This is a genomic window from Tateyamaria rhodophyticola (assembly GCF_047777875.1).
Classification (GTDB): domain Bacteria; phylum Pseudomonadota; class Alphaproteobacteria; order Rhodobacterales; family Rhodobacteraceae; genus Tateyamaria.
The window spans coordinates 2359417-2377166 of the sequence record NZ_CP180519.1 but is presented as its reverse complement, the minus strand read 5'-3'; the positions used below and the strand labels follow the sequence as shown (position 1 = coordinate 2377166).

15 protein-coding genes and 1 pseudogene are annotated in these 17750 nt (G+C 60.9%); 7 read left to right on the top strand and 9 right to left on the bottom strand.

Going from position 1 to position 17750, the window contains the following annotated elements; genetic code table 11:
- Nucleotides 1–56 precede the first annotated feature (56 nt).
- Nucleotides 57–1225 (top strand): annotated as a pseudogene (locus tag ACERHN_RS13325) (FAD-dependent monooxygenase); the annotation flags it as partial.
- 156 nt (nt 1226–1381) lie between these two features.
- Nucleotides 1382–1990: a hypothetical protein gene (locus ACERHN_RS13320; RefSeq protein WP_415922742.1), complete on the top strand. Its 609-nt coding sequence runs from the start codon at nt 1382–1384 to the stop codon at nt 1988–1990.
- Between the two features lie 15 nt (nt 1991–2005).
- Here ACERHN_RS13320 and hpaH read toward each other — a convergent pair whose 3' ends face one another.
- The 5 genes from hpaH to hpaE are packed head-to-tail and all read right to left on the bottom strand — an operon-like array spanning nt 2006 to nt 7557.
- Nucleotides 2006–2806, bottom strand: a complete 801-nt coding sequence (gene hpaH, locus ACERHN_RS13315) for a 2-oxo-hept-4-ene-1,7-dioate hydratase (protein ID WP_415919503.1) — start codon at nt 2804–2806, stop codon at nt 2006–2008.
- A complete protein-coding gene (locus ACERHN_RS13310) occupies nt 2803–3657 on the bottom strand; it encodes a fumarylacetoacetate hydrolase family protein (protein ID WP_415919502.1) in 855 nt (284 codons plus the stop codon). Before ACERHN_RS13310 ends, hpaH begins: the two co-directional genes overlap by 4 nt.
- On the bottom strand, nt 3654–5051 hold the full coding sequence (locus ACERHN_RS13305; RefSeq protein WP_415919501.1) for a pyridoxal phosphate-dependent decarboxylase family protein: 1398 nt from the start codon (nt 5049–5051) through the stop codon (nt 3654–3656). Before ACERHN_RS13305 ends, ACERHN_RS13310 begins: the two co-directional genes overlap by 4 nt.
- A gap of 9 nt (nt 5052–5060) precedes the next feature.
- Nucleotides 5061–6044, bottom strand: coding sequence for a 3,4-dihydroxyphenylacetate 2,3-dioxygenase (gene hpaD / locus ACERHN_RS13300; protein WP_415919500.1), 984 nt, complete (start codon nt 6042–6044; stop codon nt 5061–5063).
- 1 nt (nt 6045) lies between these two features.
- On the bottom strand, nt 6046–7557 hold the full coding sequence (gene hpaE / locus ACERHN_RS13295) for a 5-carboxymethyl-2-hydroxymuconate semialdehyde dehydrogenase (protein WP_415919499.1): 1512 nt from the start codon (nt 7555–7557) through the stop codon (nt 6046–6048).
- A gap of 284 nt (nt 7558–7841) precedes the next feature.
- On the opposite strand from hpaE, the gene hpaR reads away from it, so the two are divergent.
- Complete coding sequence (hpaR, locus tag ACERHN_RS13290) at nt 7842–8279, top strand: homoprotocatechuate degradation operon regulator HpaR (protein WP_415919498.1); 438 nt, start codon at nt 7842–7844, stop codon at nt 8277–8279.
- On the opposite strand, the gene ACERHN_RS13285 is transcribed toward hpaR, so the two are convergent.
- The 3 genes from ACERHN_RS13285 to ACERHN_RS13275 all read right to left on the bottom strand — a co-directional run bounded on the left by ACERHN_RS13285 (nt 8276) and on the right by ACERHN_RS13275 (nt 11579).
- Nucleotides 8276–9511: a Tm-1-like ATP-binding domain-containing protein gene (locus ACERHN_RS13285; RefSeq protein ID WP_415919497.1), complete on the bottom strand. Its 1236-nt coding sequence runs from the start codon at nt 9509–9511 to the stop codon at nt 8276–8278. The genes hpaR and ACERHN_RS13285 overlap by 4 nt on opposite strands.
- A complete protein-coding gene (locus tag ACERHN_RS13280) occupies nt 9508–10992 on the bottom strand; it encodes an aldehyde dehydrogenase family protein (protein WP_415919496.1) in 1485 nt (494 codons plus the stop codon). The genes ACERHN_RS13285 and ACERHN_RS13280 overlap by 4 nt, the downstream gene beginning before the upstream one ends.
- Before the next feature lie 242 nt (nt 10993–11234).
- Nucleotides 11235–11579 (bottom strand): RidA family protein, encoded by a 345-nt coding sequence (locus ACERHN_RS13275; RefSeq protein ID WP_415919495.1) that lies wholly within the window; start codon nt 11577–11579, stop codon nt 11235–11237.
- Nucleotides 11580–11702: 123 nt separating this feature from the next.
- Here ACERHN_RS13275 and ACERHN_RS13270 point away from each other — a divergent pair, with 123 nt between their 5' ends.
- The 4 genes from ACERHN_RS13270 (at nt 11703) to ACERHN_RS13255 (ending at nt 16741) form a co-directional block, all read left to right on the top strand.
- Nucleotides 11703–12608, top strand: coding sequence for a LysR family transcriptional regulator (locus tag ACERHN_RS13270; protein ID WP_415919494.1), 906 nt, complete (start codon nt 11703–11705; stop codon nt 12606–12608).
- A gap of 93 nt (nt 12609–12701) precedes the next feature.
- Nucleotides 12702–14153 (top strand): aldehyde dehydrogenase family protein, encoded by a 1452-nt coding sequence (locus ACERHN_RS13265; RefSeq protein WP_415919493.1) that lies wholly within the window; start codon nt 12702–12704, stop codon nt 14151–14153.
- Nucleotides 14147–15121, top strand: a complete 975-nt coding sequence (locus tag ACERHN_RS13260) for a membrane dipeptidase (RefSeq protein ID WP_415919492.1) — start codon at nt 14147–14149, stop codon at nt 15119–15121. Before ACERHN_RS13265 ends, ACERHN_RS13260 begins: the two co-directional genes overlap by 7 nt.
- A 318-nt stretch (nt 15122–15439) precedes the next feature.
- Nucleotides 15440–16741 (top strand): DUF2254 domain-containing protein, encoded by a 1302-nt coding sequence (locus ACERHN_RS13255; RefSeq protein ID WP_415922741.1) that lies wholly within the window; start codon nt 15440–15442, stop codon nt 16739–16741.
- Between the two features lie 444 nt (nt 16742–17185).
- On the opposite strand, the gene ACERHN_RS13250 is transcribed toward ACERHN_RS13255, so the two are convergent.
- Nucleotides 17186–17749, bottom strand: coding sequence for a membrane integrity-associated transporter subunit PqiC (locus ACERHN_RS13250; protein WP_415919491.1), 564 nt, complete (start codon nt 17747–17749; stop codon nt 17186–17188).
- Between the last annotated feature and the right edge of the window lies 1 nt (nt 17750).

Here is a 17750-nt window from a genome sequence, read left to right as displayed (position 1 = left end):
ACATGTGTATTAAATTACCGACGCCGCCATGAGCGATCAGACAGGACGCGACCCCGATGCAGTTCCACCTCAATGGGTTCAAACCAGGTAATTATCAGATCCCGGACGCGGCCAGAAAGCCGTATCCCGATCCCCCCATTGAACCGCTCCCGCAAGAGGTCGATGTCCTGATCGTTGGAACCGGTCCCGCGGGTCTGACCATGGCGCGGCAAATGTCGGAATTTGCGGACATCAAAACCTGCATCGTCGACATGGCGTCTGGCCCACTTCTCTTTGGACGGGCCGATGGTATTTCGTGCCGCACGATCGAGATCATGGAAGCCTTCAACAGCAGCGAAATGGTGGTCAAGGAGACCTACCAGCTCAAGCAAAACACGTTTTGGGAACCGGATGCGGACAACCCGCAACATATCAAACGGACCGAAAAGATCGCGGATGCGCGCGCAGGGCTGTCCGAGTTCACCCACGGCATCGTCAATCAGGCGCGGCTGCATGAACTGTTGACCGATGGCATGGCCCATTCCGTGAGCAACCTGCGCCCGCATTACAGTCGCGAATTCGTCAGCATGGAGATTGATGACAGCCTGACACAGGACCTGTCGGCGCACCCGATCACTGCGACCTTCAAACGGGTGGACGACGCCGGGCAAGGCGCGTTGGAGACTGTGAAGGCGCGGTTTGTCGTGGGCTGCGACGGTGGTCGCAGCCGCGTACGCAACAGCCTCGGGATCACGTTGGAAGGCGATTCCGCCAACAAGGCATGGGGCGTGATGGACATCCTTTTGAACACGGATTTCCCGGACATCCGCGTCAAAAGCTTTATCCAGTCAAAGGACCACGGCGCCGTCATGACCATCCCGCGAGAGGGGGGTATCTGATCCGCTTCTATGTCGAAATGGACAGTATCGAGAAAGACAAACGTGCCACCGACATCAACGTCACCGAACAGGACCTGATCGCGAAGGCGCAGCAGATCTTTCATCCCTACACGCTCGACGTGAAGGAAGTGGCGTGGTGGTCGATTTATTCGGTGGGGCAACGCCTTGCGGATCGCTTTGACAACCGTCCCGTCGGCAGCGGCGACGATGTCATCCCGCGTGCTTTCGTTGCGGGGGACGCGTGTCACACGCACAGCCCCAAGGGCGGTTGGGGCCTGAACACGTCCTTGCCCGACACATTCAATCTGGGATGGAAAATGGCGGCCGTCCTGCGCGGTCAGAGTGACGCCAAACTGCTTGCGACCTACGGCACCGAACGCCGAAAGGTTGCCAATCAGCTGATCAACGCGGACAGGGAGTTGTCCCGCATTGTCGCGACGCGGCCCTCGGCCAGTGACACCTCGGAAAAGGCGCGCATCGACACGGCGGAAATCGAAGCCTTCATGAAGCGGCAAAGCGGCTTTGTCAGCGGGACATCGATTGAGTATTTCCCGTCGTACATCGCCACCGGTCAGGAGAACCAGCATCTGGCGACCGGCTTCAACATCGGGCAACGGTTCTTTTCCGCAGAGGCGACGCGCGTGTGTGACGGGCGCAGCCAGCATCTGGGACACCTCGTCAAGGCGGATGGCCGGTGGCGCATCTTCCTGTTTGGCGGCGCGGAAGATCCGACAAGCCCGGCCTCGGCCGCTTATCAATTCGTTGATCATCTGGCGAACTCACCTGCGTCACCCGCGGTAAAGTATACGGCGACAGGCGCTGATCCGGACGCTGTTATCGATACCTATGCCGTGTTCCAGCAGCAGGACCTCTCCATGCATGATCTGCATGACCACCTTTGGCCCGCCAAAGGGAAATACGGTCTGCGCGACTACGAAAAGGTGTTTCACGCACAACCCGGCAACGACATCTATGATTTGCGCGGGATCAACCGGGATCAGGGATGCATCGTTGTGGTGCGGCCGGACCAGCACGTGGCCAACATCCTGCCCGTGACAGACCATGCCGCGCTTGCGGCCTTCTTCGACGCGTTCATGATCGAGCAAGCTTGACGAAGGGTGCGGCGCTTACGCGAACGCAATATCAACCGTGCCGAACGGTCCGAAATCCGCATGGATGTCCGCGCCGGACGGACACTCGACCGGGCGAATGAAGCTGCCGGACAAGATGATCTGACCCGGTTCGAGGCTTTGACCGTATTGCGCCATGCGGCGGGCCAGCCAGACGACGCTTTCGACCGGATCATTCAGCACGCCCGCCCCGAGGCCGGTTTCCTCAACCTCACCGTCCCGCGACGTGATCGCGCCGACCCACCGTAAATCAAACGCATCCACCGCGTGCCGCTCTGCCCCCAGGACAACGCCCGCATTGGCTGCATTGTCGCTGATCGTGTCGAACACGGTCCGCGTCGTTTTTGTCTCCGGATCAACGCGCAGGATACGAGTGTCGAGGATTTCAATGGACGGGGCCACATAGTCTGTCGCCGCGATCACATCGTCGCGGGTCACATGCCCGCCACCGATGGGCGATTTCAGGACAAAGGCAATCTCTGCCTCGATCCGCGGCTGGATAAACCGGCCCGCGGGAACGGTGGCACCATGGTCAAACACCATGTCATCAAACAGGATACCGCTGTCCGGGATGTCTATGTTCAAAGCGTATTGCATCGCCTTTGACGTCAGCCCGATTTTCCAGCCCACCACGGACCGCCCCTGTTCCAGCTTCGCGCGGTAGATTGCGTTCTGCACGGCATAGGCATCGTCCATGCCCATCTCCGGGTGGCGCTTGGTCAGCAGGCCAATCTGTGCGCCGGTTTCTTCGGCCCGCAGCAGATCGGCTGCGGCCTGTGCGTGATCCTGTGGCGTCATGGCTGTTCATCCTCAACCGTGTTGCGCAAGGTGCCGATACCGTTCACCTCAACCTCGACCACGTCGCCGGGTCTGAGATATTGTGGCGGGTCCAGCCGCGCGCCCGATCCGGTGGGGGTGCCCGTGACGATGATGTCGCCCGGCTCAAGCGTCATGAAAGTCGAGATATATTCAATCTCACGCCGGATGGGGTGCATCATGCGGCTCAGGACGTCGTCCTGCCGCACTTCGCCGTTCACGCGGGTGATGATGCGCGCGTCATCAAGCTGGGCAGCATCCGTAAAGGGCACAAGCCACGGGCCGATTGCGCCGGACTTGTCCCAGTTCTTGCCCTGAGTCACGTTGAACTTGGCGTGCCGGACCCAGTCGCGGATCGTGCCTTCGTTGCACAGGGTCAGCGCGGCGATGTGATCATAGGCATCCGCCTGTGCGATGCGCCGCCCGCCTTTGCCGATGACAATTGCAACCTCGCCCTCATAGTCGAGCTGGTGGCTTTCCGGGGGGCGGATCAGGGGGCGGTCGTGCCCCGTGAACCCGGAGGCAAAGCGCGGGAACAGCGACATGAATTTCGGCTGCTCGGACCCGTCTTTGTACTCTGCATTCCGGTCGGGAAAGTTCACGCCGACACAGAGGATACGGCGCGCATTGGGCAGCACCATCTCGAACTGAAAATCGGTGTGGGTGACGGCCTTGCCCACCGCAGCATCGCTCAAAGCCGTCAAACCACCCGCCTGCACGGCATCAAACAGCGTTGGCCAGTGCAGGAACGCGTCATTGAGCGCGATCATGCCCGCTTCTGCAACCGCGCCATAAAAGGTCTCACCATTGCTTGTGTAGGTTGCAAAGTTCATCTGATGGCCTCCCAGACCTCTTGCACGACGCGCGCCACCGCCATCACATCGTCCCGTGTTGTGTCGAACTGACCCACCTGCACCCGTATGACCTTGCGCCCGTCAAAGGACCCTTGGGTCAGGTAGATCCGCCCATCGTCATTGAGCGCATCGACCAACCGCTGCTGCGCCGCATCATCCCCCGGACAGCGGAATGAAAACAGGCTGAGGATCGGGTTCGTGCTGATGTCGAACCCGTCGAGGGCGCGGATCGCCTCGCACAGTTCCTCTGCCCACGCGACATGGTTGCGGATGCGCGTCTGTAGCCCGTCCAGACCGTAGGACCGGAGCAGGAACCACAATTTGAGCGCGCGGAACCGACGGCCCAGCGGGATGGTCCATTCGGAATAGTTCGTCACCGCATCGCCGCTGGTTTTCAGGTATTCGGGCTCGATCTTCAGCGTGTTGAGTTGCGGTTCAGCGTCACGCAGAAACTGGATGGAACAGTCAAACTGCGCGCCCAGCCATTTGTGCGGGTTGAAGACGATGCTGTCATACGCATCCACGCCCGCCCAAAACGCATCCCGAAATTCCGGGCAGATCATCGCGGAGCCGGCCCATGCCGCGTCCAGATGGGTGTAAAGATCGTGGTCCTGCGCCACGCGTGCGATAGCGGTCAGATCATCGGACCCACCGACGCCAGTGCCACCGGTGATGGCAATGATGCCCGCAGGCGTGTGCCCCGCCGCAATATCCGCGCGGATCGCGGCATCCAGTGCCGCCGCGTCCATGCCAAACCGTGGCCCCTGCCCCGGTATCTTGATCAGATTGTCCTGCCCGATGCCGGCAACCCAACAGGCACGATCAATCGATGAATGCACCTGATCGGAACAGTAGATGCGCAAGGGCCCCTTGCCGGACAAACCGTGGCGATTGCCGGTATACCCAGTCGCCCTCTCGCGCATCGTCAGCACAGCGGACAGGGTGGCGGAGGACGCGCTGTCCTGAATGACGCCTGTGACCCCATCGGCGAGGCCCAGAGCCTGCCGCATCCAATCGATCATCCGACCTTCCAGCTCGGTGGCAGCGGGCGAGGTCTGCCACAACATGCACTGCGCGGCGACGGTATTGACCAACTGTTCGGCCAGCATCGACGGCGGCGCGGCGTTGGCACAGAAATAGGCGAAGAACCGGGGATGCTGCCAATGCGTCATGCCCGGCATCACGATGTTTTCGAAATCGCGCAGGATCTCGTCCATGGCTTCGGGCTGATCCGGCGGACGGGCGGGCAGCTGGGCCGCGATTGCGCCGGGTGCCGTCTGGGCCCGCACGGGCCGGTCGCGCAGCGTCTTGTGATACTGCGCGCCCCAATCTGCGATCTGCTTGCTCCAACCCGCGAATTCGTCCCAATCCATGACAGTCTCCTACGGCGCGATGATCGGGCTGGCCTGAATGTCGGAGTCCCTGGTGTCCACACCCACGAATGTCGTGCCGTGTTTGAACCAGCTTTCCGGTGCCGCAGCCCCCCAAAGGGTCTGGCGCTGCGGGTCCTTCAGGTCCCATTTGATCGGCTCAAGGTCCGGGTCAACCGTCTGATAGTCCGAGCAATAAATCTCGATCCGGTGCCCGTCGGGGTCCAGGATATAGAGGAAGAACGCATTGGAAATGCCGTGCCGCCCCGGCCCGCGTTCGATGTTGCCGACATAGCCGGTGGTCGCCATCAGATCGAGCAGGTCGATGATGTTGAGCGGTGTCGGCACCCAGAACGCCACGTGGTGCATGCGCGGCCCTGTGCCGTTGGTGAACGCCATATCGTGCACGCCGCCCTTGCGGTGCATCCACGCCGCCCACAGCTTTTTGCTGTCCTCGTCCTCGGTATATTCGGTCACGCGGAAGCCGAAATCGGAATAGAACGCCACGGACGCATCCACGTCGTGGCTGAAGCAATTGAAATGGTCGATGCGCAGCGGTTTGACCCCGCGATAGAGCGCGTATTTCTGGTGGATCGGCTCCAGCCGGTCCATCTTGTGATAGAATTCCAGCGGGATACCCATATTGTCCGACGTGAGCAGCGTCTTGCCCTGATAGGGACGATCGACCCATGCGGTCGGACGCCCCTTGCGCTGAAAATACGCCTCCGCACGGTCGAGATCGTCTTCGTCGAACGTCTTGAAGCCCATCACCTCCACGGTGCCAGGCTGATCGGACTTTTGCAGGACCACACAGTGGTGCCCGCGTTCTTCCATGGCCCGGAGGTAGATGTGGCTGTCGGTCTCATCCGTCACCTGAAGGCCAAGGATGTCGGTGTAAAACGTCCTCGACGCGGCGAGGTCCTTCACGTTCAGGCACACGTGGCTGAGGCGGATAGTGTTGAAATCGGGGTACAGGTTTGGTGCGGGTACAGGCATCTCACAACGCTCCCAATTTGGTGATTTTGTGTTGACCCGTTGCAAAGCCGATATGCTTTTGCTCCATGTAGAATTCGAACGACCAATCCCCGCCGTCGCGACCAATCCCGCTGGCTTTGACACCGCCAAAGGGCGTGGGCAGGTGGCGGACGTTCTCGGAATTCACCCAGATCATGCCCGCCTCCAGCTTGTCCGTGAACCGCAGCGCGCGGGTCAGATCGTTGGTCCAGACATAGCCCGTCAGACCGTAGGCCGTGTCATTGGCCATCTCCAGCGCCTCTTCCTCGGTCGAGAAGGGGATGGAGGTCAGAACGGGGCCAAAGATTTCCTCCTGCGCGATGCGCATCTGATTGTTGGCCTGCGTGAACAGCGTGGGCCGGACAAAATACCCCTCGTCGCCCACGACCGTGCCGCCCGCCGCCACCGTGGCACCGTCCTGCCTGGCGATGTCGAAATAGCTGGTGACCTTGTCAAAATGCTCTTGGGTCACAAGCGGACCCACTTCGGTCTTGGGATCAAGAGGGTGCCCGACGCGGATGTTGTTGACGCGTTCAATCAGCCTCGCCTCGAAATCTTCGCGGATCGTCTCCTGCACCAAAAGCCGCGAGGAAGAGGTGCAGCGTTCGCCGTTGATCGAATAGATCATGAAGATCGCGGCATCGAGCGCACGGTCGAGGTCGGCATCGTCAAACACAATCACGGGGTTCTTGCCCCCCAGCTCAAGGTGATTGCGCTTCAGCGTATCGGCGCCCTGCTTTGTGATCAGACTGCCGGTCCGGCTTTCGCCGACAAAGGCAATCGCCTTGATCCTGGGATGTTCGCACAGCGCCTTGCCCGCACCTTCGCCAAACCCGTTGACGGTGTTCAGAACGCCGGGCGGCAAACCCGCTTCTTCGGCGATTTCAACCAACAGGCGCGCGGTCAGCGGCGACGCCTCCGCAGGTTTGTGAACCACGGTGCAGCCCGCCGCCAGAGCCGGCGCAATCTTCCACGTAGACAGCATAAATGGCGTGTTCCAGGGCGTGATCACACCCACGGGACCAATCGGCACGCGCGTGGTGATGTTCATCAGGGTTGGCGATCTGAGGTGCTGCCCGTCGCGGGCCTGCACAACCTGATCCGCAAAATAGCGAAAGTTCTCGGCACCGCGCAGCGCGGCCTTGGACATGAACTTGTAGGCTTGCCCGGTATCCCAGCATTCGCACAGCGCGATCTCTTCGGCCCGCGCCTCAATACCTTCGGCGATCCGAATGATGATTTTGCGGCGCTCAGTCGCGGGCATGTCACGCCACGCGGCAAAGGCGTCGTGCGCCGCATTGGCCGCCTGATCAATATCGGCCGCAGCGCCATGCGCAACATCACAGATCACTGATTTGTCGACGGGCGACAGCGTCTGAAACACACCTTCGGATCCCGCCACATCCTGACCTGCGATACGGTTTCGTATGCCGGTATCACGAAACCGCCCGAGGAAGCCGTCAAGTTTTGCAATGTTGTCGTCAAGAACGCTCATGCGCTGTCCTTCCCTGAGATCGCGGACGTGTTGGAAATGGTATGGTCTGATCGCATCAGAATGAACTGCGCCGGTGTTGTGGGCAACAGGACCTGCGCCTGATCTGCAAGCACTGCCCGTCGCGTGTCGCATGGACCGTCATCGCAACCTTTGCCCCCCCGTCTTCCGAGACCACGGAAGCCATCCATTCGACAACCCCAATCCCTTAACATGTTAATTGTTGCTAAGTTAATTAACCGGTAGAGTGATTGTCAACTGCTCTTCATCCGGGCATCTGAGGTTTCATGGCCAGATCACTCCCCACGACGAACCGCTCCCTTCCCATCGCGCTGATCCGGGCCCGCGAGGGTGTGATGTCACCCATCCGGGACATGCTGTCCGAAACCGGCATCACCGAACAGCAATGGCGCGTCCTGCGGGTGCTGGCCGAATTTGGCCGGATGGATACCAAGACACTGGCCGACCGCTCCAGCCTGCTCTTTCCGAGCCTCACCCGCATTGCAGCGACGTTGCGGGACAAGGGCCTTGTGACGCAGACCCGCGATGACAAGGACCGCAGGCGGCAATTCATCGAGATTACAGCCAGCGGGCAGCGGATCATTGATGACCACTCGCCCGAGGCGGCCAAAATTGTCGCTGGCTTCAAGGAGACGCTGGGCGCGGAGGATTACGAAACGCTGCTTGATTTGCTGACCCGTCTGGACCCGGGCGCGCAGGGTTAGGCAACAATTGTGCCGTCTGCGCGCCAGCCGTCAAAAATTTCCAGCGCCTTGTCCGAAAAAGCCGCATCGTTGATGTGGCACGGGATGCGGTGGGTCGTCACATTGTCCGGCACATTGGCCTCGACCTCTGCGAGGAACGCGGCAAGGCCGTCCGGGTTGTGCAGGTCCGCCCCCTCCCGGTCCCACTCGCCCAATCCGTGTTCGGGCAGGATCAACGCGGTTGGTCCCGTGGCCTTGGCCAGCTGCGTGCAATGCGCCCGGGCGACCAATTGCGTCTCCGCAGCCTCGAGAACGATGGAGGTGAGCAGGCGGTTGTGCGCGTGCTTCATATGCCTGTCCCATCTGCCATCAATCGGCTGCCAGCCCACGACATCCACAAGGTCATAGCAGCCCGGCGCCACAATTTGCGGCGTGCCCGTTGCGCCTGCATGCGTCAGACGGTCCGCCCCGGCCGAGATGTTCGAACCGTTCACGTGATTGCCCAGCTCCTGCGTGCAAAAGTCAAAGACACAGGCAAACGCGCCCTGCCCCGCAAGGCTTTCAAACGCGCGCCCGCCCATGCCGGTGGCGTGGAACACGGCCACCTCGAACCCACGCGCTTCCAATGCGGGCTTGAGCGGGATCACGTATTTCAGCGCAGAGGTGCCGAGCGATGTCATGCCAATCAACGGCTTGTCGGGATCGGGCTTCTGAACCGCACGCGCCGCGCCCAGAACGGCCCCTGCCGCTTGCGACAGCGACGCCTTGCAGACAGAGTTCAACCCATAAAGCCCACCGGCCCACAGGATCATCTGCGTATCCGCCGCCAATCGCTCTGCCGGGATCAGGGGCGAGAATGACACCGTGGATACGATGTATTTCGGCACGCCCAACGGCAATGCGGACGCCACATCAAGCGCGAGGTCAGTCCCCATCGTGCCACCCAACACGATCAGAGCGTCGCACTTTCCCTCGGCATAGAGGCGCGCAGCCAGCAGGCTCGCGCCCCTGGCCATGATCTGCATGGCATGGTTCTCATCCCCGCTGTCGATGGCCGCCTGAATGCTGCTGCCGCCTTCGCCTGCCACGTCGTGTTTCGAATAATCCGTGGGCGCGGACGGATCGCCCAGCACGGACACATCCATCGTCAGCACATCGCCGCCCTGATCCCGTATCACGCCCGCCAGAAATCCCAGCTCTTCATCTTTGGTGTCATAGGTCCCGACGACCAGAATGGTTTTGCTGGCATTCATAATTTGATCCACGCGGTCTTGAGGTTCACATATTTCTCTATGGCGTGCAGAGACTTGTCGGAGCCATTTCCGGATTGGCCGACACCGCCCAAGGGCACCGTGCCGTCCGCGCCGCCATAGGTGTTGATATGCATGACGCCCGTGCGCACCGCCCGCACCATCCTGTGCGCACGGCCAAGGTTCGCCGTCCACGCGGCCCCGGCAAGGCCGTAGACGGTCGAGTTGGCCAGCGAAATCGCCTCTTCCTCGGTGTCGAACGGCGTGACGCCCAGCACCGGGCCAAACACCTCTTTTTGCGACAGGGTCGCATCGCGGGTCACACTGGTCACGATTGTCGGCGCCATGTAATAGCCGCCCGTATCTTCGAGGATGCGACCGCCGCCTGTGATGACCTGTCCGCCTTCGGACGCGGCGGTTTCGACAAAGCCGAGATTGGCGTTCAGCTGCGCTTCGGAGTTTACGGCTCCGATAAATGTGTCCATGCGCAGTGGATCACCCACCCGCATCGCCTCTGTCGCCTTGGCGACCGCGGATACGAATTCGTCGTGAATGGATGCTTCGACCAAAAGGCGTGACCCCGCGACACAGACCTGCCCCGCATTGCGAAAAATACCGCTCGCCGCGACCTTCGCCGCCTCGTCCAGATTGGGCGCATCGGCAAAAACGATATTGGGCGATTTGCCGCCCAGCTCCAGATAGACCCGTTTCATGTTGGACCGGGCGGCATATTCCATGAGACGTCGGCCCGTGGCACCGGAGCCTGTAAAGACCAGAACATCCACGTCCATGGACAGGCCCATGGCCTCACCCACGACGGCCCCCGCCCCTGTGACCGCGTTCAACACCCCCGGCGGCAGCCCCGCCTCCAGCGCCAGTTCCGCCATCCGCATGAGCGACAGCGACGCCGTTTCGGACGGTTTCAGAACGACCGAATTGCCCATGGCGAGGGCGGGCCCCAGCTTCCATGCGCCGATCATCATCGGGAAATTCCACGGGATAATCGCGCCAACGACGCCCACAGGCTCCTTGTGGATCATCCCGAGGACATCACGCGGGGTCGCTGCGATTTCGCCATAGAGCTTGTCGAGCGCTTCCGCGTAATACCGGATCGTCGCCGCCGCGGACCCCGGTTCGGCCTTGAGCGCCATACTGATTTCGGTACCGTTGTCCCGCACGCCGAGTACAGCCAATTCCAGTGCGTTTGCGTCAATCAGGTCGGCCCATTTCATCAGCACCTTCTTGCGCGCAGCGGGCGGTTGCCCAGCCCACCGCCCATCCTCGAATGCGGCACGGGCAGAGGCAATCGCCGCCTCCATATCCGCAGCCGTGCCCGCCGCAGTGGTGGTCAGAACGGTCCCGTCAATCGGCGACAGGATATCCATCCGCCCACCATCCGACGCAGTAACATGCCGGCCATCAATCAGATGATCAAACGGGCCAACCGGCCGGGCACGCAGGGCGTCAATTTCTGTCTGATCCATCGGAACCCCTTATCTGATCGCGACGTGACCCGCCCGCGTTTCTGTGCCGACTGGCAGGCCTGCCACTGGCCAACGCCGCAGGCACCGTGAAGAGACCGGCCCACGCATTCGGCACCCACCGCGTTTGCAAACTGTAGATGGTCACGCGCGAAAACCACAAGATCACAAGCGCAGCACACCAGCCCGGCACCATGATGCGCAACGTGGTCCTGCGTCGCCGCAAAGTTCGGCGAAGCGGCGCCTCAGTCCGCGTAAGCGGCATCCACAATGAATTCGACCTTGAGTTCAGGTCGCGCAAGTTTTGCCTCCCCACAGGCGCGTGCCGGTGCGTGACCCTCCGGAACCCAATCATTCCAGACCTCGTTCAACCCGGCAAAATCATCCATATCCGCCAACCATATCGTGACACGCAGCATGTTTTCACGGGACGACCCGGCCTGCTCCAACAGGGCGTCGATCTTGGCGAGGCATCCGCGCACCTGATCCTGAATCGTGGGACCTTCGGCGACCTGCCCAGTCAGGTAGGCCACGCCATTGTGTTTCACGATCTTCGAAGACCGTGTGCCAGTGTCGATGCGTTCAATCATGGATGCTCCCTGCATTTGTCCAAGCCACGAATGCCGTGGTCGGATGCCATGATCGCCATATGGTCATGAGATGTAATTCGAGGCAAACTTGATTTTGCAAAGCGTGATTCAGGGTTTCTGAAATTGGCCATAAAAATCGAGATGCTGCGGTGTTTTGCGACCGTTGCCACGCATGGCAGCCTGGCCGAGGCGGCAGAGACGCTGGGGCGCACACCGTCTGCTATCTCGATGATGCTGAAGCAGTTCGAGGATCATATCGGATCGGCGTTGTTCGAGACGGCACGGAAATCCCGTCTGACCCCCATTGGCGAACTCATCCTCGCGCAGGCCGAGCGCGAGGTTGCGCATTTCGAAAACACGGTTTCCGTGATCGAAGGGTTGGCCCGGTCCGAACTTGGCGTTCTGCGGTTGGCCGTGACGCCATCGGTCGCGACGACCGTGCTGCCCGCTGTTATTTTTCGGTTCACCCAACAGCACCCGAAGGTTCAGATCGACCTGCGCGACATGGATTCGGCTGCCATTGCGCATGCGTTGGATCATGACAAGGCTGACATCGGCATCGGATCGTTCACGTCGATGCCCGGACTGAACCGCACGGAACTATTCAGTGACGCGTTCGGGCTGGTGTGTCGCAAGGACCACCCGCTTGCCACATCGGACAGTCCGCTCACCTGGCAGGCATTGGAAGGTCAGACAATCATCGCAAATGGTTTGTGCCAACAGATCAAGGACCCCGACTTTGCCCCGATCCTGGCGCGGTCGCGCCTGATGGTTCCGAACACGGCCTCCTTGCTTGGTCTGGTCCGACAGGGCGTCGGGATCACCGTGCTGCCGCATCTGGCCGTGGCCAATCTGCGCAATGACTTTGCGTTTCTGCCCTTGGCCGATGTGACCGCGCGGCGCACGGTCTTTCTGATGTCCCGTCCGCCCAAGGCCCTGATGCCCGCCGCCTGCGCATTTCTGGAACTGATCGCGGAAATGCGCCGGGATGACAGCTTGCTCCCAAGCAACAAAATTCAGTGCTCCTGAAGAAAGGTGCAGAAAATACGGAAAGCCTGAAGCGCAGTCATCCGCTATGCTATGCGGGCACGCAATCGCGCTGTCTGAACAAAGGGATGTGGAATGACCGAAACCAAGCTGAACCTGATTGCCGGAGAATGGGTCGCGGGCGCATCCGAAATCGAAAACCGCAATCCGTCCGATCTGAGCGACCTCATTGGAATGTTTGCGCAGGCATCACCGGATCAACTGGACGCAACGCTTGATCAGGCGCGCCGCGCGCAGGCGGAATGGGCCGCTTACGGGATCGAACGGAAATACAATGTGCTGATGGCGATCGGCACCGAAATGATGCACCGCGCAGAAGAGCTTGGGACGCTCCTCTCACGGGAAGAAGGCAAACCGCTGGCCGAAGGCAAGGGCGAGGTGTACCGGGCGGGTCAGTTCTTTACCTACTATGCGGCGGAAACCCTGCGGCAGATGGGTGATACCGCAGACAGCGTGCGCGACGGGATCGAGATTGACGTGCGCCGGGAACCGGTTGGGGTTGTCGCCGTGATCTCGCCCTGGAATTTCCCGACGGCAACTGCGTCCTGGAAGATTGCCCCGGCGCTTTGTTACGGCAACGCCGTGGTCTGGAAGCCTGCGAACGTGACCCCTGCATCCGCGGTGGCCCTGGTTGAGATCATCGCGCGCCAGGACATCCCCAAGGGGCTTGTGTCGCTGATCATGGGCGCGGGCAGCACGATTGGCCAGAAACTGGTCGAAAGCCCAAAGGTCGATGCCATCAGTTTCACGGGATCCGTTCCCGTGGGCAAAGGCGTTGCCGCCAGCGCCATTCCGAACCTGACCCGCGTGCAGATGGAAATGGGATCGAAAAACGCGCTCGCCGTGATGGACGATGCGGATATAGATTTGGCCGTCTCATTGGCCTTGGGCGGCGCGTTTGGCGGTACGGGACAAAAATGCACGGCGTCCTCGCGTCTGGTCGTGCACCAATCCGTACATGACGCGTTTGTCGACAAACTGGTCATCGCCGCAAAGGCGATGAAGGTGGGGCACGCCCTCGATCCCGATACGCAGATGGGACCGGTCGTGTCCGAGCAACAGCTGCAAGAGAACCTCGCGTATGTCGAACTTGCAGCCTCCGAAGGGGCGGAGTTGCTCTGTGGCGGGCAGCGTCTGGACCTGGCAACGGAAGGGTATTTCATGTCCCCCGGCGTCTTCGTCGGCACGCATAACGATATGCGGATCAATCGCGAAGAGATGTTCGCACCGCTCGCCTGCGTGATCCCCGTAGCCGGATATGAGGAAGCGTTGCACGTTGTGAACGATACGAATTTTGGTCTGACCGCGGGGATTGTGACAACCAATCTGGCCCGCGCCACGCATTTCCGCCGCAACGCGAAATCCGGGTGCGTGATGGTCAATCTGCCAACCGCCGGAACAGATTACCACGTCCCCTTCGGCGGACGCGGCGACAGCTCTTATGGTCCACGGGAACAGGGGCGCACAGCGGCCGAATTCTACACCATCGTCAAAACCGCATACATCGCATCGGGTACGCCATGCTGATCGACAATCTTCAATATGCGAACTGGTCCGAAAAGATCTTTCGCCAGATGCGCGAGGGGAATGTGGACGCCGTCCACGTGACCATCGCCTATCATGAAAACTTCCGCGAAACGGTGCTGAACTTTGAACAGTGGAACCGGTGGTTCGAACTCTATCCTGATCTGATCATGAAAGGGCTCACCGCGCACGACGTGGACCGCGCCAAAGCCGAAGGCAAAACCGCGATCTTCTTCGGGTTTCAGAACCCCAGCCCCATCGAAGACGACATCGGGTTGGTGGAAATCGTCCACAGCCTTGGCGCGCGCTTCATGCAACTGACCTACAACAATCAATCCTTGCTCGCGACGGGATGTTACGAGGCCGACGACACCGGCATTACGCGCATGGGTCGCCAGGTGATCAAGGAAATGAACCGTGTCGGCCTTGTCGTGGACATGAGCCATTCCGCCGACCGCTCAACCATTGAAGCGGCCGAGATTTCGGAACGTCCCATCGCGATCACGCACGCAAATCCGTTCGATTGGGCCCCGGCCCTGCGCAACAAGAAGCACGATGTGATCCGGGCAGTCACGGAAAACGGCGGGATGTTGGGCTTTTCGGTTTATCCGCATCATCTGAAGGACAAATCCGACTGCACGCTCGACAGCTTTTGCGAGATGATCGCCCGCACCGCTGAAACCTATGGCCCGGAGCATCTCGGCATCGGCACGGACCTGTGCCAGGATCAGCCCGACAGCGTGGTCGAATGGATGCGCGTCGGCCGTTGGAGCAAGGAGATCGACTATGGCGAAGGCTCGGCCGCCGCTCCCGGTTTCCCGCCCATGCCCACATGGTTCCAGGACAATCGCGACTTTGGCAACATCGAAGCAGGCCTGCGCGCCACCGGTCTGAGCGACAGCGAAGTTGCAGGCATCATGGGTGACAACTGGCACAGGTTTTACGCAGAGAATTTCTCCCCCATGCGCTGAAATACTGCGCAAGCGTGACGTTTCCGGCGGACAGGCCAAGGGGACTTGCGTGGGCGGACTGGCTGGACCCACCTTGACCTCGTGGCGGCGGCTCAGGCCACGCGGGTTGATCGCTCAAAGGTCTGCATCCTCCGGTCCACATCTTCCGCACAGCATATTCCGCGCAGGTCTGAATGCGTTCAGGGCAACGGCTGTGCTCTTCCCGGCGGGGACTGTACCGGGGTATTGCAGACCAGCGGGTCATGAAGCCCCGGTCATCCGCCCCATGCGCAAATCGACCCTGTTCCGCGCTAGGCATGGTGATCCGCTTTGCAGTGGATGCTCGGCGTCCCCCGCGATACACATCCGAGAGGTTGTCAATGTGACGGGGCGGGTGTGAACCGACTGGACTGGCTGAAAATCGTTTTTCTGCGCTACTACCGCAGCATGGGGCTGCGGGTGTTTTTGTATGCCGTCCTGTCGGTTGTCGCGACGCTCGCGAGCCCTTTTGTGAACAGGCTTCTGGGCGACGGCGTCAGTGCGGGTATCGACTTTGGATCGGTAACGCCGGTGCTCACCATCCTCGCGAGTTCGATGCTCGCCGTGTCGACATTCTCGCTTAGTATCATGGTTTCGGCGCACCGGGCCGCGGCAAACACCGCCACCCCGCGCGTGCACCGCATTCTACTCGAGGACACTACCACCCAATCGGTTTTGTCCGTGTTCATCGGTGCATTTGTGTACTCTCTGGGCTCACTCGTCCTGTACCGGCTCGGGTTCTATCCGGACGAAGCAGCACTTGTCGTGATGGCGATTACAACGCTCGTTGTTGTGGCCGTGATTTTGTCGCTGCTGAGATGGATCAATCACCTGACAACACTCGGAAGCATCGAGGAGAGCTTGCAAACGGCGCAGGTCCGGTCTGAAGCGTCGTTGCTTGCATTGGCGCGCCAACCGGGCCTCGGTGCGTCGAAAATGACCGACGACACGATTATGCCACCGGTGACCACGCCGCTGCGCGCGGGCAAGTCCGGTTATCTGCAACTGATCGATATGGCGATGCTGGACAATTGCCTTCCCGACCAGAGCACGCTCTATCTCGAGGCAAGCCCGGGTCAGCATGTCCTGACTGGCGAGGTCATTGGCCAAGTGTCCGGCACGGTTGACGAAACACTCTGCGCGGCCCTTTTGAAAGCGTTTACGTTTGGCGATTTCAGAACGCATGAGCAAGACGCCGAATTCGGCCTGGTCATCATTTCAGAGATCGGGTTGAAGGCGCTTTCACCCGGCATCAATGACCCCGGCACCGCGATCGAGGCGATCACGCGGCTCAAGACGCTGTTGTGGCAATATGTGTCCGAACCGGTTCAGACCGACGCCCCCGTCGTCAAGAGCGTGGTCGCAAGGTTTCCCGGGCCTTCTGATTTGGTCGAGGCGTCTTTTGGCCAGATTTCGCGCGACAGCGCCGGAAGCTTCCTGGTGTCGCGGCACTTGCTGGAAAGCCTGACAGCGCTCTCAGCCGCCGAGAACGAGGGCCTCGCCAATGCGGCGCGGGCGATGGCAACCCAGACCATCGCGCGGGCAGAAGAGGCCGGCGTGCCCCAGGACGACATGGACCGGCTGCGCTCTGCGGCGCCATGACCCGCGGCAAATCAAAACGCACGTTGGAACACCAGCCGCGCGAACTCTGGCATTGGCACCGTTGGCCGTCTGATGATCATCCTTGTCTACCGGGTCGTGACAGGTGCGAGCACAGTCTGGAAACGCGAGTGGATGCCCGTTCCACAGCTGAAAAGGACTTGCGCGTCAGGCCGCGACCCAGTGCAGTCTATCGACGATTGGCCGAGGGTGCCGCCAGGACGACCCGGACTGCGCGTTTACGGTTGCACGGCTTCGCTTCGTAGCCGCAGCCGGATTGGGCGGCAAATCATCGTGCCAGTCGCCCTGGGAAATGAAGTGCCTCGTCTGGCGGAAATGGCTGACCGTCGATGCGCGTTCTAAATCACGGCGCATGTGCGCGCCCGCCCTACCAACCGGGGTTGCACCGTGGCTTGAGGATACCCGCGTTTGAAGCCCGAATGGCCTCTATCGCAACGCGGTGCGCGCGATATCCAGCGCCAACATGGTGACCAGTTTGGTCCGCGATGCAGCTACGGACTCAAAGCCGGCCTCCGGGTCAAACGTCACGGACAGATCGAAAGCGTGCGCGTGCTCGGCGCGCCCTTCGTCGTCCGGTGCCACAAAGTACAAGCCCGTCGCGCGGTATTGACCATTTGCGGACGGCACGAGTTCTTCGAACCGGACGTCAACGACCACTTCGGGGCGCGTTTGAAACGGCCAGGGATCGGGCGCGACGCGGGCACCGCTGATGTCCCTGAGCGTGCGCGCGAGGTCCAGGGTGATGGCGCGCGCCGGATCATCCGCCCAAAGGTTTGCTGTGTCCGAGCTGACACTGCCATCTGCCGATTGGCGCGAGATTTCTTCCGTGGCGGCGTAAATGGGCAGCTCCACTTCGCGGACCGATACCGTTTGATAAGCAATGCGCACCCGCTCGGACGTCGCTTCGGGCGCAGCGTTGAACCGCAAGGGCGGCTCGGAGGTGCACGCCGACAGCACAATCGCGGTCGCGACGGCAAGGAACAGTTTCATC

Excerpts from the sequence above, each read along its gene's own strand:
- ACERHN_RS13320 (WP_415922742.1), top strand. The coding sequence starts at position 1,382 with ATGAAGCGGCAAAGCGGCTTTGTCAGCGGGACATCGATTGAGTATTTC.
- ACERHN_RS13250 (WP_415919491.1), bottom strand. The coding sequence starts at position 17,749 with ATGAAACTGTTCCTTGCCGTCGCGACCGCGATTGTGCTGTCGGCGTGC.
- hpaE (WP_415919499.1), bottom strand. The coding sequence starts at position 7,557 with ATGAGCGTTCTTGACGACAACATTGCAAAACTTGACGGCTTCCTCGGG.
- hpaH (WP_415919503.1), bottom strand. The coding sequence starts at position 2,806 with ATGACGCCACAGGATCACGCACAGGCCGCAGCCGATCTGCTGCGGGCC.
- ACERHN_RS13280 (WP_415919496.1), bottom strand. The coding sequence starts at position 10,992 with ATGGATCAGACAGAAATTGACGCCCTGCGTGCCCGGCCGGTTGGCCCG.
- hpaR (WP_415919498.1), top strand. The coding sequence starts at position 7,842 with ATGGCCAGATCACTCCCCACGACGAACCGCTCCCTTCCCATCGCGCTG.
- ACERHN_RS13285 (WP_415919497.1), bottom strand. The coding sequence starts at position 9,511 with ATGAATGCCAGCAAAACCATTCTGGTCGTCGGGACCTATGACACCAAA.
- ACERHN_RS13310 (WP_415919502.1), bottom strand. The coding sequence starts at position 3,657 with ATGAACTTTGCAACCTACACAAGCAATGGTGAGACCTTTTATGGCGCG.
- ACERHN_RS13260 (WP_415919492.1), top strand. The coding sequence starts at position 14,147 with ATGCTGATCGACAATCTTCAATATGCGAACTGGTCCGAAAAGATCTTT.
- ACERHN_RS13275 (WP_415919495.1), bottom strand. The coding sequence starts at position 11,579 with ATGATTGAACGCATCGACACTGGCACACGGTCTTCGAAGATCGTGAAA.
- ACERHN_RS13265 (WP_415919493.1), top strand. The coding sequence starts at position 12,702 with ATGACCGAAACCAAGCTGAACCTGATTGCCGGAGAATGGGTCGCGGGC.
- ACERHN_RS13255 (WP_415922741.1), top strand. The coding sequence starts at position 15,440 with ATGCTCGGCGTCCCCCGCGATACACATCCGAGAGGTTGTCAATGTGAC.
- hpaD (WP_415919500.1), bottom strand. The coding sequence starts at position 6,044 with ATGCCTGTACCCGCACCAAACCTGTACCCCGATTTCAACACTATCCGC.
- ACERHN_RS13305 (WP_415919501.1), bottom strand. The coding sequence starts at position 5,051 with ATGGATTGGGACGAATTCGCGGGTTGGAGCAAGCAGATCGCAGATTGG.